This is a genomic window from Anaerobacillus sp. 63XJN7_5_ISO-PGPR-S23-430 (assembly GCF_056173695.1).
In genome coordinates this window covers 720257-746646 of sequence record NZ_CM149686.1, presented here as the reverse complement: position 1 = coordinate 746646, position 26390 = coordinate 720257, and the positions used below count along the sequence as shown (strand labels likewise).

At 39.1% G+C, this 26390-nt stretch carries 25 protein-coding genes and 1 riboswitch; of the genes, 9 read left to right on the top strand and 16 right to left on the bottom strand.

Translation table 11 applies throughout. From position 1 onward, the window contains the following. Positions 1-40: 40 nt before the first annotated feature. The gene (locus AC0VYJ_RS04065) at positions 41-1675 is read right to left on the bottom strand and encodes a M4 family metallopeptidase (protein ID WP_475366583.1); all 1635 of its coding nucleotides are present in this window, start codon (positions 1673-1675) and stop codon (positions 41-43) included. Positions 1676-2083: 408 nt separating this feature from the next. After that, complete coding sequence (locus AC0VYJ_RS04060; RefSeq protein WP_194219942.1) at positions 2084-4000, bottom strand: putative bifunctional diguanylate cyclase/phosphodiesterase; 1917 nt, start codon at positions 3998-4000, stop codon at positions 2084-2086. Between the two features lie 655 nt (positions 4001-4655). Between AC0VYJ_RS04060 and AC0VYJ_RS04055 the strand changes: the two genes are divergently transcribed. Beyond that, positions 4656-5228, top strand: a complete 573-nt coding sequence (locus tag AC0VYJ_RS04055; protein WP_475366582.1) for a YitT family protein — start codon at positions 4656-4658, stop codon at positions 5226-5228. A 28-nt stretch (positions 5229-5256) separates the two neighbouring features. Here the strand turns inward: AC0VYJ_RS04055 and spoIIP are convergent, their stop codons facing one another. After that, positions 5257-6429, bottom strand: a complete 1173-nt coding sequence (spoIIP, locus tag AC0VYJ_RS04050; protein WP_475366581.1) for a stage II sporulation protein P — start codon at positions 6427-6429, stop codon at positions 5257-5259. A gap of 232 nt (positions 6430-6661) precedes the next feature. On the opposite strand from spoIIP, the gene AC0VYJ_RS04045 reads away from it, so the two are divergent. The 3 genes from AC0VYJ_RS04045 (at position 6662) to AC0VYJ_RS04035 (ending at position 9638) form a co-directional block, all read left to right on the top strand. Further along, on the top strand, positions 6662-6988 hold the full coding sequence (locus AC0VYJ_RS04045; RefSeq protein WP_430246915.1) for a c-type cytochrome: 327 nt from the start codon (positions 6662-6664) through the stop codon (positions 6986-6988). Between the two features lie 169 nt (positions 6989-7157). Further along, a riboswitch (FMN riboswitch) is annotated at positions 7158-7295 on the top strand. 144 nt (positions 7296-7439) lie between these two features. After that, a complete protein-coding gene (locus AC0VYJ_RS04040; RefSeq protein WP_242057313.1) occupies positions 7440-8021 on the top strand; it encodes an ECF transporter S component in 582 nt (193 codons plus the stop codon). A 141-nt stretch (positions 8022-8162) separates the two neighbouring features. After that, a complete protein-coding gene (locus AC0VYJ_RS04035) occupies positions 8163-9638 on the top strand; it encodes an amidase family protein (RefSeq protein WP_475366580.1) in 1476 nt (491 codons plus the stop codon). Between the two features lie 86 nt (positions 9639-9724). Here the strand turns inward: AC0VYJ_RS04035 and AC0VYJ_RS04030 are convergent, their stop codons facing one another. Then, positions 9725-11425 (bottom strand): peptide ABC transporter substrate-binding protein, encoded by a 1701-nt coding sequence (locus AC0VYJ_RS04030; protein WP_194219938.1) that lies wholly within the window; start codon positions 11423-11425, stop codon positions 9725-9727. A 394-nt stretch (positions 11426-11819) separates the two neighbouring features. Here AC0VYJ_RS04030 and AC0VYJ_RS04025 point away from each other — a divergent pair, with 394 nt between their 5' ends. Beyond that, positions 11820-13238, top strand: coding sequence for an aminotransferase-like domain-containing protein (locus AC0VYJ_RS04025; protein ID WP_475366579.1), 1419 nt, complete (start codon positions 11820-11822; stop codon positions 13236-13238). Positions 13239-13357: 119 nt separating this feature from the next. Here AC0VYJ_RS04025 and AC0VYJ_RS04020 read toward each other — a convergent pair whose 3' ends face one another. The 6 genes from AC0VYJ_RS04020 to AC0VYJ_RS03995 form a co-directional block, all read right to left on the bottom strand. Continuing rightward, positions 13358-13480 carry a YuzL family protein gene (locus AC0VYJ_RS04020; protein WP_194219936.1) on the bottom strand — a complete coding sequence of 41 codons (123 nt, stop codon included), beginning with the start codon at positions 13478-13480 and terminating at the stop codon, positions 13358-13360. A gap of 63 nt (positions 13481-13543) precedes the next feature. Beyond that, positions 13544-14041, bottom strand: coding sequence for a DinB family protein (locus tag AC0VYJ_RS04015; protein ID WP_430246725.1), 498 nt, complete (start codon positions 14039-14041; stop codon positions 13544-13546). 29 nt (positions 14042-14070) lie between these two features. Further along, positions 14071-15069: a ribosome small subunit-dependent GTPase A gene (gene rsgA / locus AC0VYJ_RS04010; protein ID WP_475367450.1), complete on the bottom strand. Its 999-nt coding sequence runs from the start codon at positions 15067-15069 to the stop codon at positions 14071-14073. Between the two features lie 366 nt (positions 15070-15435). Then, complete coding sequence (locus tag AC0VYJ_RS04005; RefSeq protein ID WP_475366578.1) at positions 15436-16614, bottom strand: thiolase family protein; 1179 nt, start codon at positions 16612-16614, stop codon at positions 15436-15438. Positions 16615-17036: 422 nt separating this feature from the next. Further along, positions 17037-17483 carry a GNAT family N-acetyltransferase gene (locus tag AC0VYJ_RS04000; RefSeq protein ID WP_475366577.1) on the bottom strand — a complete coding sequence of 149 codons (447 nt, stop codon included), beginning with the start codon at positions 17481-17483 and terminating at the stop codon, positions 17037-17039. 126 nt (positions 17484-17609) lie between these two features. Beyond that, positions 17610-17849, bottom strand: coding sequence for a hypothetical protein (locus tag AC0VYJ_RS03995; RefSeq protein WP_194219929.1), 240 nt, complete (start codon positions 17847-17849; stop codon positions 17610-17612). 136 nt (positions 17850-17985) lie between these two features. Between AC0VYJ_RS03995 and AC0VYJ_RS03990 the strand changes: the two genes are divergently transcribed. Continuing rightward, the gene (locus tag AC0VYJ_RS03990; protein WP_430246731.1) at positions 17986-18348 is read left to right on the top strand and encodes a YuzC family spore coat inner layer protein; all 363 of its coding nucleotides are present in this window, start codon (positions 17986-17988) and stop codon (positions 18346-18348) included. 3 nt (positions 18349-18351) lie between these two features. On the opposite strand, the gene AC0VYJ_RS03985 is transcribed toward AC0VYJ_RS03990, so the two are convergent. The 4 genes from AC0VYJ_RS03985 to AC0VYJ_RS03970 all read right to left on the bottom strand — a co-directional run bounded on the left by AC0VYJ_RS03985 (position 18352) and on the right by AC0VYJ_RS03970 (position 21092). Then, positions 18352-18819 carry a hypothetical protein gene (locus AC0VYJ_RS03985; protein WP_475366576.1) on the bottom strand — a complete coding sequence of 156 codons (468 nt, stop codon included), beginning with the start codon at positions 18817-18819 and terminating at the stop codon, positions 18352-18354. Continuing rightward, positions 18816-19025 (bottom strand): helix-turn-helix transcriptional regulator, encoded by a 210-nt coding sequence (locus AC0VYJ_RS03980; protein WP_430246735.1) that lies wholly within the window; start codon positions 19023-19025, stop codon positions 18816-18818. Before AC0VYJ_RS03980 ends, AC0VYJ_RS03985 begins: the two co-directional genes overlap by 4 nt. A gap of 126 nt (positions 19026-19151) precedes the next feature. Then, positions 19152-19631 carry a universal stress protein gene (locus AC0VYJ_RS03975; protein ID WP_475366575.1) on the bottom strand — a complete coding sequence of 160 codons (480 nt, stop codon included), beginning with the start codon at positions 19629-19631 and terminating at the stop codon, positions 19152-19154. Positions 19632-19742: 111 nt separating this feature from the next. Beyond that, complete coding sequence (locus tag AC0VYJ_RS03970; RefSeq protein WP_475366574.1) at positions 19743-21092, bottom strand: TrkH family potassium uptake protein; 1350 nt, start codon at positions 21090-21092, stop codon at positions 19743-19745. Between the two features lie 138 nt (positions 21093-21230). On the opposite strand from AC0VYJ_RS03970, the gene AC0VYJ_RS03965 reads away from it, so the two are divergent. The 3 genes from AC0VYJ_RS03965 to AC0VYJ_RS03955 all read left to right on the top strand — a co-directional run bounded on the left by AC0VYJ_RS03965 (position 21231) and on the right by AC0VYJ_RS03955 (position 24167). Next, positions 21231-22823 (top strand): GAF domain-containing sensor histidine kinase, encoded by a 1593-nt coding sequence (locus tag AC0VYJ_RS03965; RefSeq protein ID WP_475366573.1) that lies wholly within the window; start codon positions 21231-21233, stop codon positions 22821-22823. Between the two features lie 12 nt (positions 22824-22835). Beyond that, the gene (locus AC0VYJ_RS03960; RefSeq protein ID WP_475366572.1) at positions 22836-23483 is read left to right on the top strand and encodes a response regulator; all 648 of its coding nucleotides are present in this window, start codon (positions 22836-22838) and stop codon (positions 23481-23483) included. A 135-nt stretch (positions 23484-23618) separates the two neighbouring features. Further along, the gene (locus AC0VYJ_RS03955; protein WP_194220170.1) at positions 23619-24167 is read left to right on the top strand and encodes an NADPH-dependent FMN reductase; all 549 of its coding nucleotides are present in this window, start codon (positions 23619-23621) and stop codon (positions 24165-24167) included. 40 nt (positions 24168-24207) lie between these two features. On the opposite strand, the gene AC0VYJ_RS03950 is transcribed toward AC0VYJ_RS03955, so the two are convergent. Together AC0VYJ_RS03950 and AC0VYJ_RS03945 are read right to left on the bottom strand one after the other, a co-directional pair. Continuing rightward, positions 24208-25290, bottom strand: a complete 1083-nt coding sequence (locus tag AC0VYJ_RS03950) for a Ger(x)C family spore germination protein (protein ID WP_194220171.1) — start codon at positions 25288-25290, stop codon at positions 24208-24210. After that, entirely contained in the window at positions 25287-26381 is a 1095-nt protein-coding gene (locus AC0VYJ_RS03945; RefSeq protein WP_475366571.1) for a GerAB/ArcD/ProY family transporter, read from the bottom strand. The genes AC0VYJ_RS03950 and AC0VYJ_RS03945 overlap by 4 nt, the downstream gene beginning before the upstream one ends. Positions 26382-26390 lie beyond the last annotated feature (9 nt).

Sequence of the window (26390 nt, the reverse complement as noted above, 5' to 3'; positions counted from 1 at the left end):
AAAGGAAGAGTTCAATGTTTGAACTCTTCCTTCTCTAACTTTAATTTACGCCAACTTGATTCCAGGCGCTTGCAACAGCATTGTATGTTGTACCTGTACCATATAGATCTGATGTCGCTTGAAGTAGCGCTGAACGGGCTGAACTAAAGTTGCTTGTAGGCGTTAAATAGACACTTAGTGCGCGATAGTAAACTTTCTCAGCCTTGGCTTTGCCAATGCTTTGAATTGTTAAGTATGCAGCTTTGTTAGGAATTCCACTGTTCGTATGAACTCCTCCATTATCAGAAGACGTATAATAATAGTCATCCATATGAGATGGTTGTCCATACGCTTCAGGGTTAGATAAGCTTCTTAACGCATCTCCTGCCTTGTTAGGTGTATAGACATCTTCACCCATTAGGAAGTCTCCTGGCTCAACGAAGTAGCCAAATACGTCCGACATAGATTCATTAAGAGCCCCTGATTGGTTCTGATATTGAAGTCCAGCTGTTCTTTCCGTAACGGCGTGAGTAATTTCATGTGCCACTACATCAAGTGCACCTGATAGCGGAGCGAATACTGATCCATCTCCATCACCGTAAACCATTTGTGAGCCATTCCAGAACGCATTGTTGTAATTTGATCCATAGTGAACAGTTGAACGGATCGTGGCTCCATTGTTATTAAAGCTATTGCGGTTATGGGTATTCTTGTAGTAGTCATACACAACACCAGCATTGTAATGAGCATCCACTTCTGCACCTTGAGAACTAGACGTAAACGCATTGTTGCTATCTACCGCATAGCTTCCTGGAAGGGATGTTCCGTTATTAGCTGTTCTTGTTTCAATCACACCGCTCATTGCCTTCGTCGTGTCATAAAGGTAGTATGTGCCATTTGAATAATACGTGTTGAGGGACTTATAGTTGCCAAGGATGCCATACCCGTATCCCGTTTCTGCTCCATCAGCCACTGCATTATATGCATCTACGATCGATCCATCGCGAGCATCCACATAAACTTGCCAGTTTGCAGGATACGGGTCGATGAATTGAAGCTGTACTTTATAAGTTAGGTAGTACTTGTTATCTTTCTCATATACAACTTTCTCACTTTTTTCTACCATATCAAAAGCATCAGATTTTCTTACAAAGCTTGGTTCATCACTCACAACGTTCTGTGGCTTTACATCAATGTGATCCCATGCTTTTTTAAGTGCTTCTTTATCAGAGAGCTTTACATCTGAACTTCCTTTATAATTCTTAGATGCTTCTGGATGAAGGTCTCCATTTACTGCTGTAACTTCGCCTTTTTCATCCGTATGTACGATGAATTTTGCTCCGTCGATCTGAACACCCTTTACTGTTTGAACATATTCATAGTGTGTCATTCCAAGCTCATCTGTCGTTTCATTCACTAGTTTCAAATCTTTCGTTTTCACTTTGAAGAGAGATTCGTTTGACTTAAGATATGATTTCACAGCTTTCTCTGTTTTCACATTCTTTTCTGATAGTTTACCAGAAAGGAATGAAGGAACCTTACGATCATTTTCCCAATCCTGTTTTACAATTTCCATTTTTTCTAAGGCTTGTTTCTGCTCCGCATTTAAGTTGTTAGAAGAAGCAGCAGAAGCAGACGGGAGAGCAGAACCAAACGCAAGACCTGTCGCAAGTACAACAGCAATTCCTTTTTTCATTTCATTTCCTCCGTTTCAGAATAGTGAGAATTTTTGGTACATTTGTAGATTATCACAGAATTCTTAATGTTTGTATTGGGAAATATAGAGGAAAACATGAGTTTATACGTTGTTATTTCACTTTGAATTTCCCAATAACAACTTTGTAATCTACGTGGTATAATTTTCTTGTGCTCATCATAAAATGTAAATTTATTACATAAATGGGTGGTTAAATGAAAATAAGACAGACCAATGGCCTGTCTAGAAAGTGATGATTTATTATTTATCTACCAATGGTACTACATTTGATTAAAGTAACATTTCTCGGATGTTAGCATTTCTACCCTACTTTTTTCAATCGTAATCTCTTAACTAGTACATGTTTCGAATATGTTTCCACCTTTCTGAATGTCCAAATTTAAAAATTCACTTCATATAACTATGCATATACTCTTCTACCCCTTCAACCGAGAGAGGTTTACTATAAAAATATCCCTGAACTTCATAACAATCTAACTCATGCAAAATCCGTAGCTGCGCTTCCGTTTCTACCCCTTCTGCAATAATCTCAAGCCCAAGGTGATGAGCCATTGAAATAATTGTTGTCACGATGGCTAGGTCTCCTGAGTTACTCGTAATATCACGAATAAATAACCGATCGATTTTCAAGCGATTAATCGGAAGCTTGTTCATATAACTTAACGAGCTATATCCCGTTCCGAAGTCATCCATACTTATTTCTAGTCCTAACTCTCTTAGCCTGTTCAATTTCTCGATCGTTTCCTTTTCATTAAACATAGCCATGCTTTCTGTAATTTCCAATTCAAGTGACGAAGGCGCAAGCCCCACATTTTGCAGTATAGAGGAGATAGTACAAACGATATCCTCTTGATAAAAATGGCGCTGTGATAGATTAACCGCCATCGTTAGATTCTCTCCAAAATAACACTGCCACTTTTTCAGTTGCTGACAAGCCTGACTCATTACCCACTTCTCAATCGGTATGATTAACCCTGTTTCTTCAGCAGCGGAGATAAATTCATCCGGAGAAATCAATCCGATAGACGGGTGTTGCCACCTAACAAGCGCTTCAAATCCAATCACACTGTTCGACCTCGTATTGATCTTAGGTTGGTAGTGTAGGATCAGCTCGTCTTCATCAATGGCACGACGCAAATCGTTTTCTAATACGATCTTATGTAAGGTTTGATTACTCATCTCTTCTTTATAGAAAGCGTAGTTATTGGTGCTCTTGTCTTTCACATCATACATCGCCATATCCGCATACTTTATCAGCTCAGCTGCATCCTTCCCGTGCTGCGGATAAAGCGAAATACCAATACTTGCCGTCAACAAACATTCCTGATGATCGATTAAGAGTGGATATTGAAATGACTCAAGCACATGCTGTGCAAGAAGTGACACACCCCTTTCTCCCAAATTGCCTGTCACTATAATGGTGAATTCATCTCCCCCAAGACGTGCAACAACAAAACGATCATCTAATACTTCAGAAAGACGCTTTCCGATTGCTTGAATGACTCGATCTCCGAATTCATGACCAAATAAATCGTTAATTCGTTTAAATCGATCAAAATCGAGCAACATAATCGCAAATGAAACCTGATTTTCATGCATTAATAAACGTTCTAGCTCTTCATTAAAATATCTGCGATTTGCCATGCCCGTCAGCTCATCATGATAAGCTAAATAATGAATCATTTTCTCTGCGCGGTTGTTCTCAGTGACATCCTTCGCAATCCCATAAACACCAACAATACGCCCACTGATCATAATAGGTACTGTGGAAATATATAGCTCTTTATAGTCTCCTATTTTAGTCTTTATTAGAACCTCAAATTGATGAACCTCTCCCTGTAAAGAACGCTTAAACATACCTTTAGCAAGATTTGCATTCTCCGGAGCGACCACATCTTCAAATGTCATTCTCTTAAGATCTGAAATGGAGTAGCCGGTATATTCCGAAGCAATGAAATTTACACTTATAAACTTTCCATTCGGATCAACAGAAAATACAGCATCAGGGTTATGATGAAACAAAGTTTGAAACTGTTGCTCGTGCTTGACTAACTGTTCGGACTGCTCCATTTGTTTCAAAACTCCATACCGATCAGGAATATAAATAAGTAGACCGATACACAACAGGTTGAATGCAAGTGCAATAAGATAGGGATCACCTTGCTGATCGAGATTAATAATCAACTTTTCCTCGATCATTCCATAAAACACGAGGTACGGTAAAAATAAAAAGACCGTTCCTGAAGCAAGGCTACCTAACACATTCCAGCCCAAACTAATTAATAAGTTTTCATCACTATTCATAAGATGAAGAAACCTAACAATGCATAGAGAAAACCCTATAATAAGCAACAAAGCTAATATCAATTGAACGAAATTGAATGCGATAACTTTATTGAAATACACAAGGTTCCCTATAAAAAAAGTTAAAAAGATACCTCCCGCTACTAGGAATCCACCCCTGAGTAAAAATCGCCCTCTCCAATTTTTATTCAAAATTATCCTTATAACAATATAACTAATCACACTGCTTAATAACACAATAATCAGTCCGTGAAACACCAACACTTCTCTATCGTTTATTTCCAAAACAGATAGATTCACCATTATATTAATAGAATAAAAGAAAACTCCTAATACGAATGAAACTATCCCAATCTTCCATTTTGGTTGTTCACGCTCTTTCTTTAAGAAAAGACGGATGAATGAGAGCCCGCCATAGAAGGTAAGAAAAGAGACAAGAAAACCCAAAATAACAAATATATATTCTAATTGATATAACGAGATGATTGACTTCATTAAATCCTCCGACTTTCTTCTATGTCTCTCCGAAGACAGACGTTTTCATAGTATTTTGGGATAATCCATTGCTATTGAACAGATATTAGAGAAACCCGTTATGAACTCAGCCATTCTTACATAAATATGATACAACCACGACCAAGCAGGTGAGTATGATATGTATCAAAAAATCGCTGCAGTAATATCTGGAAGCATCCTAGTTGGTGCTGGCATTAACGCCTTTCTTGTACCGAACCATCTCATCGATGGGGGAATGATCGGAATTGGCCTCATTATCAAATACATTTGGGGCTATCAAACAGGATTTACCATTATTTGTTTAAGTGTACCTCTCTATATTATTGCGTTTCTATATTTTCGGCCTTACTTCTACAATAGCCTTCATGGTTTATTACTTTCTTCATTTTTTATTGATATTCTCTCTCCCCTTCGATATACGTTTTCATTTCCGATCCTTACTAGCGCTGTCCTTGGCGGCTTTTTTGTTGGATCAGGCATTGGTATTATGTTGAGATATGATACAAGCACCGGCGGAACAGATCTGCTTGCTCAGTTCATCTCCCGTGTCCTCTCATTGAATATTGGTATCATTATCTTTCTCATCGATGGGGTTGTTATTATTATCGGTTCAAAGACGATTGGATTGAATGCTACATTATACTCTGCCATAACTATTTTTGCAGTTGGAATTGCGACTAGCTTACTAACATTAAATAAAGAAGCTGCTTAAAAGCGCTGTGCATATGCACAGCGCTTTGTTAGTTATTTACTTTTTGGGTCTTCCAGTAGTGTTCACTAACGACATCCGCAATCGCTTTAACTGTTCGACTCAGCTGTTCGAGGTTATTATCTACGCCCCCTATTTCAATTAACATAGCGTTAGGAGATATGTCCTGGTTGTAGATACCGTCTACCCCTTGACCTTTTTTACCAATAACTCCCCTGCTGAGCCCAGGATACTTGGTCTTTAATTCTACATGTAAATCCTTTGCAAGTGCTAAGTTTTTCTCGTAATTTGGATTCTCTTCTCCAATAACAAAGACCGTACGAGCATATTCCTCATTGTTAATTGTCACTGTCGTATCTTTTTCTCTTAAGGAGTCTCGATGAATATCAATAAACAAATTAAAATCATCATTTCCTGCCACAGCCGATTGTACGATTGTTCTAGACACATCATATGCTTTACCGTGTTCCCAACCTTTTTCATTTAAAAGTGCGCCTATATTTGAATCATCTACTTTTGCTCCAATCCCTCTCTCAGCCAGTTCTTCTCCGAGCATCTTACCAACTAACGTAATATTCGTTTTTCCATCATTTGCAAGATTTGCATTTTTGTTGCCTTCAAGTCCTAGTAATGGCAGATATGATTCATAACTATGAGAGTGATAAATAAAAGCTACTTTTCGGCCATTTGTTGTTTGAAGAGGAGGTGTTACTTGATCCTTGGAATCATTTATCTGTAATTTTTCAGTTGGAACTTCACGTTCTTTTAACAATTCATCTAATGCAGGAGTTGATTCAATAGGGAGATTAGTGAAATTCGTCCCTTCACCGGCTACGTGGATTTTAGCATCATATAATGCAAACCCTGGTAGCTCCCCACCCAAAAGACTACGTATATCCCCGGGTTTCACACTCGTAATAAACTGAAAGGCAACTAAGGACAGCGCTGGCGGCTCACTTTCCTCTGGTAGTACTTGAGTCAAGTAATGGTTTTCCGTCCCCATTCCATAAACGAGAGCTTCAGTCGAGAAACTTGTAATCCAATCATGTAACACAGAAGAGGAGAGTTGATACTTCGTTTCTGATGAGGAAATCATTCCTGCTACAATAAACAGGAGAATAAGTCCTACAATTGAAAAGAAAGAAACAAACCTAATTTGTCTACTGCTTGTATCACTAAACAGCATGCGTGAGCTGCTCTTCATTTCCTGTCCCCCCGCTCCTTAAACGTCATACTCTATGTCTATGAATCCGCACCCCAAAATAGAAGATTTTTTCACTAGTGATCATAGAAACGCATACATAATTCAGGAAGAAATAAGCAAAATATATTTGATAATTGAATGTTTGAAAAGTATGATAAAGATGAGGATACAGGAGGTGAACAGAATGGGAAAATCATCCGCATATATTACTGCAATAATTTTGTTCCTAGTTATGGTTGTAGGCTTTACATACTGGCTATCCACAACCGAAGAACATGCTGGTGGAAATGAAGCCGGCCATAGTGAACAGTCTGAAGAAGGCGGTGGAGATTCAGCTGGAGGAGAAGCCGAGAAAATCTTCTCTCAAAACTGCGCGTCATGTCATGGTGAAAACCTTGGAGGCGGTGCTGGTCCTGCTCTTGAAGCAGTAGGTGGCAAGTATTCAAAAGATGAAATTCTAGAAATAATTAAGAATGGTAAAGGCGGCGGTATGCCTGCTGGTGTCATCCAAGGTGGAGACGCTGAAAAGGTCGCAACGTGGCTCTCTGAGAAAAAATAATAGCGCTTTATTTTAAGCTCTCCCTCTTCAAAGATGGAGAGCTTTTAAGTTTATGTCTCTGCTAGCCCCCCTAAAAAGAAAGCGTTATCACAAAATAGCATATGTTCAAGATGTTTTCATTGAGATATCGCTACTTTCGCTGTATAATGAACTTGTAAATATTATAACGAACTATCTTCGGGGCAGGGTGTAATTCCCGACCGGCGGTGAAGGATAAGTAATTCCTCAAGCCCGCGAGCCTGTAATTTGGGCAGGATCTGGTGTGATTCCAGAGCCGACAGTATAGTCTGGATGGGAGAAGATGGTGGAGTAGTAAGCTTTCTTTGAATTATAACAGAAGCTTGCTTATTTCCCCATGCCGTAACCATGAGCCCCATACTCATGGTTTTTTGTGTGCACTGGGGCCACATCTCCTTTTTCGGTGGTTCGAAAAAAAGGGAGCAATGTCAAAATGAAAAGTGTTTCAAAAACGCAACGTATGATTGTCGTTGCGATGTTCAGCAGTATTTCTTACTTGTTAATGCTTTTAGATTTTCCACTGCCTGGATTTCCTGTTTTTCTACAAATAGACTTCAGTGAAATTCCAGCACTATTTGTTGCCATTCTGTATGGTCCAGTTGCTGGGATACTTGTAGAAGCGATTAAGAATTTCATTCACTTTGGAATTCAAGGAAGCTTCACCGGAGTACCAATTGGTCAAATATCAAACTTCATTGCAGGAGTTTTCTTGATCGTACCAACTTCTTTAATCTTCCGTAAATTTAATCAAACTCAGAAAGGGTTAGCACTGGGATTGACGCTCGGAACGATTCTAATGTCGGCAGTGATGGGACTGTTGAACTATTTAATTATTCTTCCAGCATATACGTGGTTTATGGGCTTTGAAGAAATGTCTTCATCAGCTCGTCAGGCTCTCGTATTAACAGGAATTACACCATTCAACCTTGTAAAAGGCGCTATTATAGCAAGTATATTCGTTGCCTTCTTTATAAAATTAAAACCTTGGTTTGCTCGTCAAACGAGAGTTGCATAAATATCAAAACCCGAATCTTACAAAGAGATTCGGGTTTTTTATGTGAATTGAAAACGAACGCTCAAGAACTGACTATTGCAAAAGGATTTTACCAATTTTTGTTGAAATAGTTACAAAAAGGATTCTCATGGGGGATACTATATGCTGTCATTAGAATGGTTAGAAAAATCAACGATCCTTGATCTTCAGCAAGCAATGTTAGAAGACAACCTTACTTCTCTCCAGCTCGTACAGTACTATCTTGAACAAATCGCAAATTATAATCCACGAGTAAACGCTATACTAGAAATCAATCCTGACGCCCTTTTTATTGCAGAATCTCTTGATCGTGAACGCAAACAAAATGGACCCAGAAGTCCATTACACGGAATCCCAATCCTGCTCAAAGATAACATCAACACCGATGACCACATGCATACAAGTGCAGGTTCTATGGCATTAGCTTCTTCTTATGGCAAAAATGACGCTTTTCTAGTAAAAAATCTTCGCCACGCTGGTGCTGTGATTCTCGGGAAAACCAATATGACCGAATGGGCTAATTTCATGAGTGAAACAATGCCTAATGGATTTAGTTCAAGAGGCGGTCAAGTCTTTAATCCCTATGGGCCTGGAACACTTGACGTCGGAGGATCGAGCTCTGGTTCTGCTGTAGCTGTTGCCTGTCATTTCGCTACGGCTGCTGTAGGAACAGAAACAAATGGCTCTATTCTTAGCCCATCAAGCTCTAATGCTGGTGTTGGTATAAAACCAACCGTGGGATCTATTAGCCGGACTGGAATTATTCCTATTTCTTATTCACAGGATACCGCTGGCCCAATGACACGCAATGTCACTGATGCTGCAATCCTTCTCGGTGTGTTATCAGGAAAGGATTCACAAGATCAAGCGACGCATTTTGTACCTGAGTACCATGATTATACGCCATATCTCTTCCCTACATTACTTGAGAATTTAAGAATAGGTGTCGTTAAAAAAGGCTATTATGATGCGATGCATCAGGAAGAACAAGAACAATTGGCTAAAGCCATGGAAGATCTTAAAACGATAGGTTGCTCTATTGTAGAAGTGAAAGAAATAAGTCCATATCAGGAAGCGTTAGAGAGAGACTACCAGGTCCTTCTCCACGAATTCAAATCAGGGGTGAACAGCTACCTTGCTAAGGAAACAACCTCTTCTGTTCCACTAGATCTATCAACAATTATTGATTACTATAACCAAAATCAGTCGACTTCTCTGCCATTTGGTCAATCGCTTCTTATCGAATCAAACCAAACGCAAGGAACATTATTTGATCCATCCTATCTTAAAAGTCGACTCCAAGATTTCAAATACGCAAAGGATGAAGGTATTGATCAACTTATGGAAAGAGAAGATCTAGATTTATTACTATTCGCAGGCTCTTACGGTTCAACACTTCCCGCAAAAGCAGGTTACCCTTCTATAACCGTACCAGCTGGTTTCACTTCTAATAACAAACCTTTTGGCATCACTCTGACTGGTAAAGCATTTAGTGAACCACAGCTTATTAAACTTGCTTACGTCTTCGAACAGCATACACATCATCGAAGATTGCCGCATTTGTTTATCAATAACCAGACGACACATGAGACAAGATGACAATCATTTATTAAAGAGCCATGATCAAACTTTTCCTTTTCACACCAAATAAAAAGCGTGAGCCTCTCGGCTCGCGCTTTTTAGGATTACTTCTCGATTGTTACCCATTTAAGAGAAGAATCAGCACCAAACTTGTGGATGTGGTAGTTTTTCACGTAGTCTTTCATGATAATAGCGGAACCACCTTGATAAGTTGGTAAGATCGCTGTATCTTCTTCGATTAGAATACGCTCAGCTTCTTGCATCATTTCCCAGCGCTTCTGCTCATCCGTTTCAGTTTTTGCATCTGAAACTAGCTTGTCATACTCTTCGTTAGAATAATCCATGCGGTTATAAGCGCCGTCTGTTTCAAACATGTAAATGTAAGTCATTGGATCTGGATAGTCTGGTCCCCAACCACCAGTTGAGATATCAAAGTCTCCTGCATCTTCAAGATCAAGGAACTGCTTCCAAGGCTGTTTGTTAATTGTAATTGTAAGACCGTCTAACTTAGACTCAAACTGATCTTTCGCATACTCTGCAATTTTGGATGCAAGGTCACTATCAGTTGTAAGGAATTCAAGTTCAACTTTGTCAGTACCTAGAGCTTCTAGCCCCTTCTTCCAGTACTCAGCAGCATCGTCTGCTGTTTGATCTGCAAGATAGCCGTCTGGAGCTGGTGCACGGAAATCTTCATCGTTAAAGAATAGGAATTCTTTTGGTACAAGATAGCGAGCAGCTACTGAACCATTGTTAAGCAATACATTTACTAGACCGTCGCGATCATAAGAAAGGTATAGCGCTTTACGAATGTCATTGTTCGCAAGTGCTTCGTTCTTCTGGTTCATACGAAGGAAGTAAATAGTTGTATCAAGAATTGTTGTGAAATCTTCGCGATCTTTAAACTGATCAACGAAATCTGCACTAAGACCAGCACGATCAATTTTTCCAGTTTCATAAAGGTTAACTCGAGTTGCTTCGTCTTTTACGATTTTGTAATTCGCTTCTTTAAGTTGTACTGTATCTGCATCCCAGTACCCATCATTTTTAGCAAGCTTCCAACCGTCGCCATGATTCCATTCAGCTAGTGTAAATGGACCGTTGTAAAGCATTGTATCAGATTCAAGAGAATAGTTTTCGCCTTGCTCTTCAGCAAAGTCTTTTGGCTGTGGATAGAAAGATGCAAATGTTAAAAGGTCGAAGAAGTAAGGAACCTCTTGAGTCACTACTACTTCAAGTGTTTTCTCATCTACTGCTTTAACACCAAGCTCTTCTACCTTACCGTATAAAGGATCGCCTTCAGTGATAATTTCGTTACCATTCTTAATTCCTGCAGCACCCATCATTGATGCATATCCGCCCATAGTATCTGGGTGAATAATTTTGTGCCATGCATAAACGAAATCATCTGCTTTAACTGGAGTACCATCAGACCAATTCGCATCATCACGAATCTTGAAAGTATAAACAGTTTCTCCGTCTTTTTCTTCAACTTGTGGCTCTTCAGCTGCCATACCTAGAACTGGCTTATTGTCTTTATCTAGACGATACAGCCCTTCAAATACCTGGTTCATTGCGTTAAATGCTACTGTATCTGTAGCCTGTGTTGAATCCATAGTCGGTATATCCTGTGTATCCGTTAAATTTAGCACCTGTTCAGCTGATCCCTCAGAGCTATCGCTGTCTCCGCTGGTTGCTTCTCCCTCACTGTTCGAGTTACTAGACGTGTTTGAGTTACCAGAACACGCTGCAAGGAAAAGGCTTAACAACAAGATGACCGAAAGCAGAAGCGAAAACTTTTTCTTCATTGTGTTACCCCCTATTTGTTTGTACCATTCAGTTGAAGATCTAGCACAATGTAGACTCTTCACAGTTAATCATTCAAACGAATACATTCGACGGAAAACGTTGTGAGATCTATAACAGGGAGGTCATATCACTCAACCTATGTAAACCAATGCCGACTATTCGTTTGAATATTAACAATTAACTGAATGATTAAATTTATTTTAAATTTCAAAAAACTTTCTGTAACCATCCAATTTAGCCAAAAGTATACCATCCAATTTGTCTTTTCCTACAAAAATATCCGTCAAATGGCTTAAAACCTGTGTTTATAGAGAATATTTAATTGTTAATTTTTTTGAAAATTTTATACAATTTTATCTAAAATTCACTATAATAGGAGTGAGGTGGTGGACAATGGCGAGATTTATACTCAATCCAGAGAGCAGCAAACCGTTGTACAAACAAATCGTTGATTACTATGAGAATTCGATTATAAATGGATCTCTTCAAACTGGTAATGCCCTTCCAGCTGAGCGTGACCTGGCTGTCCAACTAGGTGTGAATCGGAGCACCGTTACGACAGCATACGCCGAATTACGTGCAAATGGCTATGTAACATCCAGACAAGGAAGTGGCACACGCGTAAGTTCTGAGGCTGCAGATTTAATTCCTGATCATTCAATGACATGGAATAAACTACGAAATCAACATTTAGCTGAAGACTCTTCTTTGTATGGAAAACATTACGAGTATTTAAAAGACCCATCATTAATAAATCTAATATCAGGATCAATAGCGGAAGATTTATGCCTGGCAAAATCTGCTCATGAATTAACACCTTTTACAACTAAGCTTGATAATGCTCCACCAACGAAAGAGCGCGTCACTCACTCGATCTGTCGGTTTATGAAACAATCATCTCTAAGTGAACACATGGTCCTCACATCAAGCCTTGAACAAGCGATGCTCTTATCAGTTAAATGTTTTCTAAACCCTGGGGATGCGATAGCTATGGAAGAACCTGTGAATTACTCACACTTAAATATCCTAATTGTCTCAGGGATCCGAGTTATTAAGTATTCAACAGACAAGCCATTAACACAAAACATGTTTCAAAAAGAAAGCATTAAACTTGTAATTGCCAACTCCAACAACATTTACGATCATTCCTTAAGTCATTCAACTATTTTACAACAAAGAAAAAAACTGCTTTCTCAATGTGAGAAAGTAGGCATTCCTATTCTCGAAATTGTTGAAACATCATTACTTACTAATTCTGTAGGAAACGTTCTCCCTTCTTTTTTTGAATTAGGATCGAATCGTGAATTTGTTGTTCAGATTGGCCACTTCACAGGCATAGCCCCCGGCCTAAGTTTAGGATGGGTTCTTGGGCCAGAGCATGTAGTAAACCGAATACAAGAGGTTCAAATGCAACTTTGCATGACTCCTCCTCCGGTATTGCTCGAAATCGTTGATAACATTTTAAATTCTGATGAACTTCATGATCATATTGATACGATCCAAGACCAACTGTATGTACGAAAGCAGAAAGTCCTGCATAAGCTTAATACTCTTAAAGATCACATAACGATACTTCAAATAGAAGACCCTACCTCTATTTGGTTTGATTTCAAGCCATCACTTAATCGCCAGGAATTATTTGATACGCTACTAGAATCAAACGTCCTGCTTGTGCCACATAAGCAAGAGCATGCTGTAAGAATGAGACTACCGCTTTCTTATGTAACAAAAGAGCAGCTCTTAGAAGGGACAAGTCGCCTAATCAGTGTCTTGAATACATTACACGTGAGACAATTCGCAGCAATTTACTAATAGTTGGCGATAATGATTTCCATTCAAACACCGATCCTCCCGGGGAACAATTCTTCGTTGGACAGATAAAGACAAATAATCAAAAAAAACGCTACCTCGTGCGAGGCAGCGTTTTTTGGTTACTTCTTTTTCTTTTTTCTTTGAGAATCACGGGCTGTTCCAACTTCAATACCAGTTCCTTGTCCTTCTGGCTGAGATGAAGCAAGTCCATTTGTAGTGGGGTTTGCTTTATGTTTTGCCATTTTTCTCACCTCCACCTTTTAGACTCTCCCGTGCCTCTTTTTATTATCCGATACCTTTCACAACTATGTTAAGAAAAGAGAGTGAGGTATTCCCTGTTCATTCATAAAAACTTCTATTTGAAGTTTGTGATGCTCATCGTGTTCAATTAATCCTTTAATATAACTTGTTAGACAGAGAGGATACTTATCAATATAAAACGTGTTTTCCCATTCGAATGGGCGCCATTCTAGAAGTCTCTCGACTACTCGTTTTCTTGATTTTATCGTTTCCTTCACTAATTCCTTTTGGGTAACCCCAGATCTAGCAAATTTGGCTGCACGATTGTTCACTGCTTCTACCTTTTCAAGCTTTGGCAAAATCGCTTCACTCTTCATGTATGGAATTCGCTCTTCTAATAGATAATCATCCCATTTCATGATGTGAGAGAGAATTTCAGCTGGAGACCATTTACCTGATTTAATAGGCTTAAAAAACACTTCCTCACTCATCTCCATCGCCGTCGTTTCTAACCAGTTCGTCAATGAAGCATATTCGTTTAAAATTGAACGCTCATCCGTCATCTCATCTACTCCTTCCTAAATTAAAGAGCCTAGCGATGCTTTCTAGTTCGATCTCCAGCGATTTTTTTCCACTTTTTCTTTTCCTCGAGCTGAGCCTTCTTATTCGTTTGACGTTCAAGAAAAGCAAGCTCTCGGTTGAACTTACTATAATTCTCAAACCTTCTTTCTTCTAGCGTTCCATCAGAAATAGCATTTCTTACAGCACATTTTGGTTCACCTTCGTGCTTGCAATCCCTGAAATAACATTGTTCCGCAAGGCTTTCTATATCAGGAAAACTCTGAGACAGGTTATTCGTTTCCCACAATTGAAGTTCTCTCATACCTGGCGTATCAATCAGTACGCCTCCGGTATGAAGAGAAATCAGTTCTCGACTTGTCGTCGTATGTTTACCCTTACCGTCTTCTTCACGAATGTCTTGGACAACTTGAATATCTTGTCCGTATAACTTATTTATAAGCGTGGACTTTCCTGCTCCTGACGAACCAAGAAGAGCGGTTGTCGTTCCCTCAATTAAATAAGGAGTTAATTCATCAATCCCAATCTCAGTCGCTGAACTAACCACATGAATTGGTACTCCAACTGCGACCCCAGTTAATGCATTCACTTTCTCCATGACGTTATCGCAAAGATCTGCTTTACTTAGAACAATAACGGGGTTTGCCCCGCTTTCCCACGCCATCAAAAGGTATCGCTCAATTCGACTTGGATTAAAATCCTGATTTAATGCGTTTACAAGAAAAACCGTATCGACATTCGCTACGATAATTTGCTCTTCTGTCGTCGTTCCAGCAATTTTTCGAGAGAACTTACTTTTTCTTGGGAGCAACTGATGAATGATCGCTTTATTCTCTGATTTTGGAGTAATCAGTACCCAGTCACCAACCGCTGGCAAAGCATCACGTTGTGTTACTTCAAATCGGAACTTACCTGAAAGTTCTGCTGCATAAGAACTTTCTCCTGTTGAAACGCTGTAACCTCCACGATGTTCCATTTTAACTCGAGCTGGTATAAGTCCATCTTCTGTCATAGCTTGATAATTTTCTTCAAAGTATGAATTCCATCCTAATTTTATTCGTTTCAATTGAAAGCCTCCTGATTAATAAGTGTAAATATGACAAAAAGCCGTACAATGATGTCGGCTTTTATCATACAATCAGCGTAAGTAATTAGCTGATAAAGTATAAAAAACCATAGACACAGTCGCACAGCCCATGGTTTTTGATCTTATTAATCAGAAGTAAGAAAAGGTTCCTACCCTACCAATGGGACTGTGCACAATATGCAATTAACGATGAATTCTTTTTGTTATTTACCATAATGCACAGCCCCTTTCCGTTAGTTAATACTTTTAGTATACGCAACATCGTGTGAATTGGCAATCTTTTCTGACAAATTAACTAATTTCGATTACTACGGCAATACCTTGTCCTCCGCCAATACACAGGGAGGCAACACCATATCTTCCATTTCTGCGCTTTAATTCTTTTATGAGAGTATAAAGAACACGTGTCCCACTTGCTCCAACTGGGTGTCCTAACGCGATGGCACCCCCGTTTACATTCACTCGTGAGCGATCAAGCTCTAGCTCCTTTTCAACAGCCAGATACTGAGCTGCGAAAGCTTCATTTACTTCAATCAAGTCCATATCTTGCAATGTCATACCTGCTTTATCTAGTGCCTGTCGAATGGCAGGAACAGGACCAATCCCCATGATTGAAGGATCTACTCCCGCTATTCCCCAAGAAACGATTCGAGCAAGAGGCTTGAGATTTTTAGACGTAACGTAATCTGTTCCTGCTAATACGACCGAAGCTGCCCCATCATTAATTCCACTTGCATTTCCACCAGTGACAGTTCCATCTTTTTTGAAAGCTGGCTTTAAACTAGCTAGCTTATCTTCTGTAGTACCTTCTCGAATATGCTCATCAATCGCAAAGCTTTCAACCCCCTTCTTCCCTTTTATCTCAACAGGGGCGATTTCCTCCACAAAAATGCCTTTCTCTCTTGCTTCGGCTGCTTTTTGCTGACTTCGGGTTGCATACTCATCTTGATCTTCTCTAGAAATCCCATACTTTACTGCAAGATTCTCTCCCGTTATCCCCATTCCTGTTCCAGTATACTCATCTGTTAACGTAGCCAACAGCATATCATCCATTTTAGGAGCACCCATTTTAGCTCCAAAACGATTTCCTCTTAACGTATAAGGCGATAAGCTCATATTCTCCGCTCCGCCGGCAAGGGCCGTTTGACCGTCTCCCATCATAATAGATTGAGCAGCTGATATGACGGCCTGCATTCCAGAACCGCATAAACGATTCACTGTTAGTGAAGGGCTCTCGATCGGTATTCCTGTTCCAAGAGCAATATGACGTGCGAGATAAGAAGCATTTGATGTTGAATGAATCACATTCCCAATAACAGAAAGATCAATTTCACTAGCCTCTATCCCGCTTTTTACTAGCGCTTCCTTGCTTGCCGTAATTCCTAAGTCAGTTGGACTAATATCTTTAAGTGAACCTCCAAACGTTCCAAATGGCGTTCTGGCACCCTCCAAAATAAAAACATCTTTCATGTTCTCCCCTCCATTCTTCTCTATTTTACAAACAAAAGGAAAGCGTTTACAAGTTTTTTTAGAGAGAAAAGATTTAACTCTCTTTCACTAATTGAATCCATTATTGTGCCGTGTATCCTCCATCAATGACCACTGCCTGACCTGTAATTCCTTTTGCCTTGTCGCAAAAAAACTAGTTATCTTCTTGTAAATAAACCTTTGCTTTACCTCAGTAAAAGAGACTACCCTTGTGAGACAGTGTTTTAAGATATTTTTGTTTTTTGCTTCTGATAGCCTTTCTAGTTGTTCGCTATAATCACTTGTTATCTCAACTCCTCCGGAACAAACACCTGCCCATTGATTTAAAGTCATTCTTCTATTTAAGTGACGAGAAAACTTACAGAAAACTCCATTTACTCCGATTAGACAATGGAAAAGTCAATTTATATTTTGCTATAGCTTAACCGAATCATATCCCGACAAGGAATACCGTTTTCTATAATCGTTTCAGGATAGCTATCAAAAAAACCTTCAATAACATCTGTTATTCGAAAGTGACATTTTTGATAGAGAGCTAATTGATCCAGACTTGAATTACCCGTGCCAATCTCTATCGTAGTCGCTCCAAGCGCCTCTGATCTTTGGATAGCATCGTTAATAAGCTTTTTTCCTATTCCGTTTCCCCTTCTATCCTCCCTTACTGCTATATTCATGATCTCCATTATTTCCTTTTCTTTTTCTACTAACACATAGACTCCCATCACTTCTTGCTCCTCAACCGCAACATAACAACTCCCAACTTTTAGATAACGTTCAATATGATCGAGAGATGGATCAGCATCAAGTAGAAGATCATAAGGAAAACCCTTTTTTATTTGCATTATCTTCATCAAAAAACCTCCTTACTCAGTCATTTTCATCCTACCTTTGTTCTTTTTCACAAGTTAATCATTCTATTCTTTTATGAACAATGCCTTCAAACACCATAAAAATAAAAAATCGTGCCTCGGCACGATTTAAGAAGGTTTGACTTTAGATGTAATGATAACACTGATCACTAGCGACAAAATCAAACTTATAAGATCAATAGGATTATATAGAAGGCCAAACGTAACGGTGCCTGTCACCTGTTGCCCCTTAGCCCAGGCCATCAACCAATCTGGTTGAAATATAGCATTAACAATCGAACCAATGATTAAATTCAAAATGAAATAGAAACTAATAAGACTGATCGTAAAAATAACGTATTTCTTCAAAACACCATGCTCCTTCTCCAAACGTCTTCTGAATTATTGTAACCTGTTGTAATCAAATTTCACAAATTAAAGAAAGATGCACCCCTTTTTTTATAAAACCATAGGGTAATAGCATCACATATTCAGGAGGCCTATGATGTCATTTAAACATTACAGATACAACGAATGGCCTAATCCGTATTCACCTTGTTATCCCTCTTATTATCGCCCTTTCCCTCCAATTGAAGTGACTCGTTTCCAAAAATCAGCCGAGACGTGTTCGAAGCTAATGACAGATGGAGAGAAGCTGCTTAATAAAGTGGAAAACGACGCTCAATTTGCTCATGAATTAAAAGACGCCGCTCAGAAAAATGATCATTCCCATGTTCATATGCTGATTCAACGTGCTGGCGTGACTTCTCCCTTTCACATAGCTTATACGCCAGACGCCATTCGCGTCGATCTCACAGCAGGTAATCAAGATAATTGCAGTGAATTAACGCTAAAGCTCTGCTGGTAAACGTTACTTTAACTTCCTCCGAAGAGAAAAATAAAAAACACTAACCTGAACGAACGGCAATAGTAGCAATATTAGGATCGGGTAGGCTGAAAAATAATGAGATATAAACGGTTGAAAAGTCATTGCTGCAATTAAAATAGGCGTGACAAACATCATCCCAATATAAGCATTGCGACACGCATGGGCGGTTAAAGCTTTTTCCCGTTCATCATCTTCACACAGTTCGGAAGGAAGCAAAAGCGCTTCTTTCCAACCCTTATTCTTTCTTCTCTTACTACGAGTGAATATAAAGCCAATAAAACTCGTGATCAAAATAGTCAAAAGAACAGGGAGTAGGTTAATCGTAACTTCATTTCCGTCTCCACTTATTATAGTTTGAAATTGCGAAGCTGCATCGAAATAAGTAACCATTGCCCAACCAAACAGACCAAGTATAACCAAGTTCATTAAATAAACGAAAGATAATTTCACTCCGATTCCCCCTGTAGTTGAAATACTTCCTCCACCGACATGTCAAATTCTCTACAAATATTCATAGCTAGTAATAATGACGGAACATACTCACCCTTTTCCACAGCTGCGATCGTTTGTCTCGTTACCCCTACTTTTGAAGCAAGCTGCTGCTGCGTTAACTGAAAACGAGCTCTTAGTTCTCTAATTCGATTTTGTAATGTCACCTGAACCCCTCTCTCACATTTCCTTTATATGTATTCTACACCAAACAAAATGTTAAGTAAACCTAACTTAAAGTTAATAATAATTAACTTTTTGTCCAAAGAAAAAAGCCTGGTTTCCCAGGCTATCTATTTTATAATGAGGACAGGACATGGCGATTGTTGAGCAACCTTCTCACTTACGCTTCCAAGCATCCATTTTTTAATCCCACTCAACCCTCGACTCCCGATAACGATTAAATCTGCTTCTGTCATAACGGCTAGATCCACGATTTCTTTCGCCGGATCGCCACTTCTTACATCGGAATAAACATTCACACCCATATGATGCAGCGTTTCTTTCACTTCTCGAAGCATTGCTTCTCCATCACTTCGTTCAACCGATACGCCACTTTGCTCTTCAGGAATCGGTGTGGGGACACCAGCATGTCCTTCATTACCGATACTTCCAGTGCTCGTCGCCGGTTGAGCTGAAAGTTTATGTGATTCTTTCGCAACATGTACTAAATGAATAGAAGCTTTGCTTAGTTCTGCTAATTTAACTGCCTGGTGGAGAGCCTTTTCACTATCCTCAGAACGATCATAAGCTACTACAATTTTGGTATACATGATACTTTCCTCCTCAGTATTTGAAGTAGTATGGATATACCCCTACTGAGAGGAAAATAACGCCATTATTGAAAACGTATTCATATAGATATATTTGTTACATTAGCCTCATTATCCGGTAATAATAGGTTCTTTTGGGTAATGGTAACGTTCGAGAGGAGCATTTCCTCGCATCATCAGTAGAAACGATATAATCCCAATTCTTCCAACAAACATGAGAAAGATAATAACCCATTTACCCGCAGTACTTAGTTCAGGAGTGATGCCAAGGGATAAACCCGTTGTACCAAAGGCTGAAGTCACTTCAAATACAATGGCAGTTAATGAGAATGGTTCTGTTGCTGAAAGAATAACGACTGCCAAACCACAAAGACCAGTCGCTGTAAAAATGACGATAAACGATTTGATAATATCATCATGTAAAAGCTCTCTCCCAAAAACTTTGACACTTTTTCGACCTCTTGCGAAGTGAACGACTGTTAATACAGCAACAGCAAAAGTAGTCGTTCGAATCCCTCCGCCGACACTGCTTGGAGATGCGCCAATAAACATAAGTAAACTTAACACTAACTGCGTAGACAGAGTGAATTCACTCACGTCCATAGTTGCGAGACCACCATTTCTCGTTGTAACAGATTGAAACAATGAATAGAATAGCGATTGATCCCATGACTTATCAGCCAAGAAATTTCCTGCTTCTAAAATCCAGATAAGGGCGGTACCGATTAAGATTAGAGCAAAGAAAGTAACCGTCGTAACCTTTGTAAACAACGTAAAGCGGTACGCTACCGTTTCTTTCTTTTGGAATAAGTAATCCTTCAGTTCGATAAGAACAGGGAACCCTATTGCGCCTAATATAAGCAGAATCATGTTAATGGATTGCACAAAATAATCATTTGCATATGGAATAAGTGAACTCCCAGTAATATCAAACCCTGCATTTGTCGTAGCACTTACTGAAGCAAAGAATCCCTGCAAAAAGGCGTCTTGCCACGTATCATAATACTTTAGCAGATAGATCCCAAGAATAATTGTCCCTATCGCTTCAAATAAGAGAATAAGCCCGAGGATTTGCCTCATTAAACTTACAAGGCCAGCTAATGTACCACGATTTTGATCTGTACTAATAAGCTGACGTTCTTTCATTCCTATTTTCTTCCCCATTAATAACCAAATAAAAGTGCCAAGAGTCATAATCCCAATTCCACCGAATTGAAGGACAAAAGCTAGGATGTACGTGCCGGTTGTACTGAACGTATCTGCAGTAGAAACGACAGTTAGTCCTGTAACACTAATTGCACTTACAGCTGTAAATAAAGCATCTATAAAGTTCCATTCAACATTAGCTTGATGGGCAATCGGAAGACTTAACAGAACCGTCGATAATACTACAGCCGCAAAATAGAAAAGAACAATCAGCTGGACGGAAGAAAGTTCTGTTGCTTTTTCTTTGATTTTCATCTTATTCCTCCTCAGCCTCTCTGATCTATGACTGGATTATTACGAACATCGTATTCTTGTAAATCTCACTGTTTAGATAATAACCCTGTTAATAGTATAATTAAAAATGTCAATTGTTTAAATATTGGGGGAACTACTGTGGATGATCAACGATACGAGCGTGAATTACTCACCATGAAAACCATTGCCGAAACATTAAATCGTTCAACCGACCTGAAAACAATGCTTCAATCTGTTCTTGAAGAGCTTTTGAACGTCACCGGACTCAAAACAGGATGGATTTTCTTATCAAACTATAAGAAGCAGTTTACTTGTACAGCCGATGCAAGACTTCCTGAAGCTCTTGCATTGAAAGAAAAGGAACCAATGTGTAAAGGAACTTGCTGGTGCTTAAATAAATTTTGGGATGGACGACTGAACGAAGCAGTTAACATCATTGAATGTAAACGAATTGAAGATGCCATTCATCACAAAACCGGTGATACAGAGGGATTAACTCATCATGCGACCGTTCCATTAACTGCCGCCGGGGAATCATTTGGTATTTTAAATGTTGGCTCTCCTGGTAAAGAAAAGTTTTCTGAGGAAGAACTTACTCTACTTGAATCGGTTGCTTTTCAAATTGGAACAGCTATTAAACGAGTACGATTATATCAAGATGAGCAAGAACGTGCAGAAAACTATTCGAAACTTGAATCACTTACAAGAGAATTATGGAAGTGCGAACATACTGAGGAGATCATTAACGGGATTGTACGGCAAACCGCTCAATCTTTTAACTGGCCTATCGTCGGTTATTTCCATAATAGCGGTCACCAGCATGTTCTCCACTCTTTGTACGATCAAAACAAATTAAACGTACTGAACATGCCTTATTCTGATGATACACTAAAAGAACTTATAGAAGCAGTGGATAAAGAAATTCCAGTTACACCTCACACGTTTCATCTTCCAATTGATGCGGAAATCACTGAAATTCATGCCCGAGCGGTTACGATTCGAAATGATCAAATAGGTATTCTATTTGCTCTTAGTCACAACGATGTAAGGCTCTCAAAAATAGATGAAGAAATTTTACAAGCTGTTGCTGATCACACGGCTCTTGCGATTGAGCAATCACGAGTAAATGAAAAGAGACAGGAGCTAATTCTCTCTGAAGAACGAAACAGACTTGCAAGAGACTTGCATGATTCCGTTAGCCAAAAACTGTTCTCATTATCAATGACAGCACGTGGTGCACAGAGTATTCAAGACAACCCTCTAGTTCTTAATGAGGCATTAGTCGATATTCAACAGCTATCTCAGCAAGTAATGCAAGAAATGAAAACATTAATCTGGCAGCTTCGACCTGTGGGAATTGAAGCCGGTGTGATGACGTCCCTTAAAACTTATGCACTAGGACTAGGTCTTCAAGCCGTTTGTGATGTTTCAGGTCTTAAACTCCTCCCTACACCAATAGAAGAGGCGCTTTTCCGGATTGGTCAAGAAGCGCTCAACAATATACATAAGCATGCTGCTGTAAAAGAAGTATCACTTCAGCTGGCATTTTCTGAAACCGATGCTAGCTTAACAATTGTGGATCACGGTGTTGGCTTTGATCAAACGACTGTTGGGGATTGCACACTTGGTCTTAGAGGAATGAAGGAACGTGCGGCAATACTCGGTGGCCATTTATCCATCACAAGTACAAGAAACTTTGGGACAACAGTACAAGTTATACTGCCGATATGAGAGGAGGATATGATGAAAATTAAATTACTTCTTGCTGATGACCATCTTATGGTTCGAAAAGGACTTCGCTTATTCTTACAAACACAGGAGGATATTGAAATTGTTGGGGAAGCAAAAAATGGAGTTGAAGCCGTGAAGCTTGCTTATGAGCTCAGTCCTGACGTTATTTTAATGGATCTAGTTATGCCTGAAATGGATGGAATTGAAGCAACTAAGCAATTGAAAAAAAACGCCCCACACATCAAAATTATTATCTTAACAAGTTTTTCAGATCAGGATCATGTTCTTCCAGCCATTAGCGCTGGTGCTGAAGGGTATCAATTAAAAGATATTGACCCTGATGAGTTAGTTTATACATTACGCGCAGCATTTAGCGGTAAACGCCAACTTCATCCACTCGCTACAAATCAGCTGATGTCTCATATGACTAAGAAAGATCAAGTCGATGATGAACGCAGAATCACAAACCTTACACCAAGGGAGAAAGAGGTATTAAGAGAAATCACTCTTGGGAAGAGCAACAAAGAGGTTGCTGCCGCTTTATATATTACTGAAAAAACAGTAAAAACTCATGTAAGTAGTATTCTTTCCAAATTAAATTTCCACGATCGGACACAGGCTGCTCTCTTCGCGACAAAGCAGAACTGGTTTGAAAATTAAATCTACAACTAAAGGCTGAGACTGAATTCCTTCTTCCCTCCGATGCCCGATACAAGAATTTAAAATACACTTAGATTGAAATACTCACATTTGAGGTAATAAAAGAATATAGAGGTATGAGAAAGGAGCTTTCCTATGAAAGTAATGGTGATGAACGGTAGTCCAAGAGACAAATCTATGACGAGGAATTTAACAAATACAGTTACCGATCAATTAGATGAAAAGGGAATTGAAGTGCTCACATTCGACGCAGGATTCCATGACCTCCCTTTGTTTAAAGGTAGAAAAGAAGATCTTGATCATCCAGAGGTGCAGCGCCTCATAAACCATGCAACAAAAGCTGATGCATTTGTTATTTGCTCTCCTGAATACCACAATGGCATGAGCGGAGCTTTAAAAAACGCACTCGATTTTTTAGGTGGTTCTCATTTCAAACATAAGCCAACTGTTCTTGCTTCTGTTGGCGGTGGTGGAAAAGGCGGTATTAACGCATTGAACAATATGAGAACAGTTATGAGAGGGTTATATGCTCTCGTCCTCCCTGATCAATTCTGCGCAGATCCCACATGCTTTGATGAGAAAGGTTACATGGTGGAAACAAAAGCGAAAGAACGTCTGACAATCGTTATAGATGAACTAGTTTCCCTATCCCAAACTATAGAAAATAAAATAGAAGTACAGTAAGAAAGAGCCCGATAGCGTTTCTCTATCGGGTTCTTTTCGCCTATTCTATGACTCCCGACTCTGTTACTTTCACATCCATATGAAATTCGATATCCATATCAGGATAACGGTCCATCCAATCCTCATGACTGAAATCACCTCGAGTCACACTACGAATCGCATTCCCAAGTCCAAGAGGATCGATCTTTAGCCGTTGGAATTCTTGAATCATCTCATTTCCTCTGTTCTCAATTTCCTTCTCCATCGTTTTCTCAATTTCTTTAAGCTTCTGAGGGGTTAGCTGCTTTCCTGAGTACTCCTTGATTACTCCTAAAACCTCACCATGAGCTTGAACCTTATTGCTTCTAACCTTTTTTAAGTTAAGGTTTCTTTTAGAAGCAATATTATAAATAGCAGCATGCTCTTCATCATTCAGTTTCACAGTAAATGAATCGTTACTAGAAAATTTCTCATACAGAATTTTGAATGTAAACAAACTTTGTGAGTCAATGGTAGTAACCATTTTATCTCCATTGAATAATGCAAGCCCAATAATCTTCACCTTATCTCCATCTTGTTCAACCAACGGAAGGATCGGATCATTTCCTTCTGAGTAGTAATGGTACAGAAAGTTATGCAAACTCGTTTGTGGCAGCATGCCGTGCTTAGTATTATGACTTAAAGTATCATGGATAAATGTACCAGTATCCACGTTCCCATAATTGGTACTTAATAATGTTTCCATGTCACTGTTAGAAATGCCCAAGAACACTCTTGAACCAATTGACGGATCTCTTTGGAGCGTATCAACCAATTCAATAATACCTTCTGATTCTGCCATTTCCCTGCTAAAGAGAGCAACCTCCAGTTTTCCACTTACAAATGATTTTGATGACTCGGAATTATATTGACTGCGAATTTCTTTACTAAGTTCAGCTGTTTGAATAAAGATGCTATTATCAACCCTACCATTAGCTTGGTATTGGGGAGCTACTGCAATTCCTTTAATAAAACTTTCTTCATTGTCATCTTCAGGGAGATCATAACCGATAATCGTCACCATTTGAATATCATCTAGAATACTGCTTTCCACACACCCTGTAAGTAGGACACTACATATTACGAATACCAGGATCAGTCTCATTCTGACCTCCCCACCTTACTTTTGATATACTGAACTACAAATAAGAATGGTACATAGAGATAAACAAAGTAGAACCCCATTTGACTCGTATACTGATTTAGTAAATCAATGCTCTCTCTCCTAGCAAAGGCACTGCTAGCCAATAAAATGACAAAAAGAAGAGGGATCGTCACATTTCGTTGACTGATATTTGATAACCTCCTAATTGCTCTACCTCCAGCCCATATCGTAATACAAAGGTTTGGAAGAATCACAAGTGCCCACGAGGTAATACCAATGTACTCAAAACGCTGAACAAAAGGCATTTCTGCAATTTTCCATGTTGTTAGCGTCGCCCAAATGGTCTTTTGTAACTGTTCGGTACTAAAGAAGGCGATCGTTGTAATCATGACTGTTGTATAAATAAAAACCGTAAATAAGTTCCCTGCCTGCGCCCATCGATGAGATTTTTCGGGGTCTTTCACAAATGGGAGGTACATAAAAAGCGTTGTAAAACCTAAATAAGATAAGGAAGCCCCCTTAACTCCCTCATACATTTCAATTATAGAGTGGTTGAATATCGGCAGAAGGTCTCGGAAATGTCCATAAAACATCGGAAAGATCATCGTTAAAATAAGATAAAATGGCAATATGACACCAAAGAAAGCTATACCGGCAACTACCCTAAACCCACCAGATAAACAGTAATAGACTAAAAGTAGAAACACAGAACCGAAGATCCATTTATTTAAGTCTGGAAACATCCATACTTGAACCACTTCGATATATGTACGTAGAATAGTCACGCTCATCGCAATGAAATAAACAATAGCAATCCAGCTAAATAATCCTCCTATCCATTTTCCAAAAAGATTTTGATGTAACGAAATGAGGTCCCCTTTTTCCTTTAGCATGATTTTATATATCAAATAAATAATCACATTAAGACTAAGGCCAGCAACTAGTACCGAGATCCAAGCATCATTTCCTGCGTATTTTGCGCTGATTCTTTGAAACCCCATGACTCCTACCCCTACTTGAACGGAATGAACAAGGTAAAACACTAGAAATGGAGATACTTTATACTCATCTTTCACTTCTGGTCCAGCCATATAAAAGCA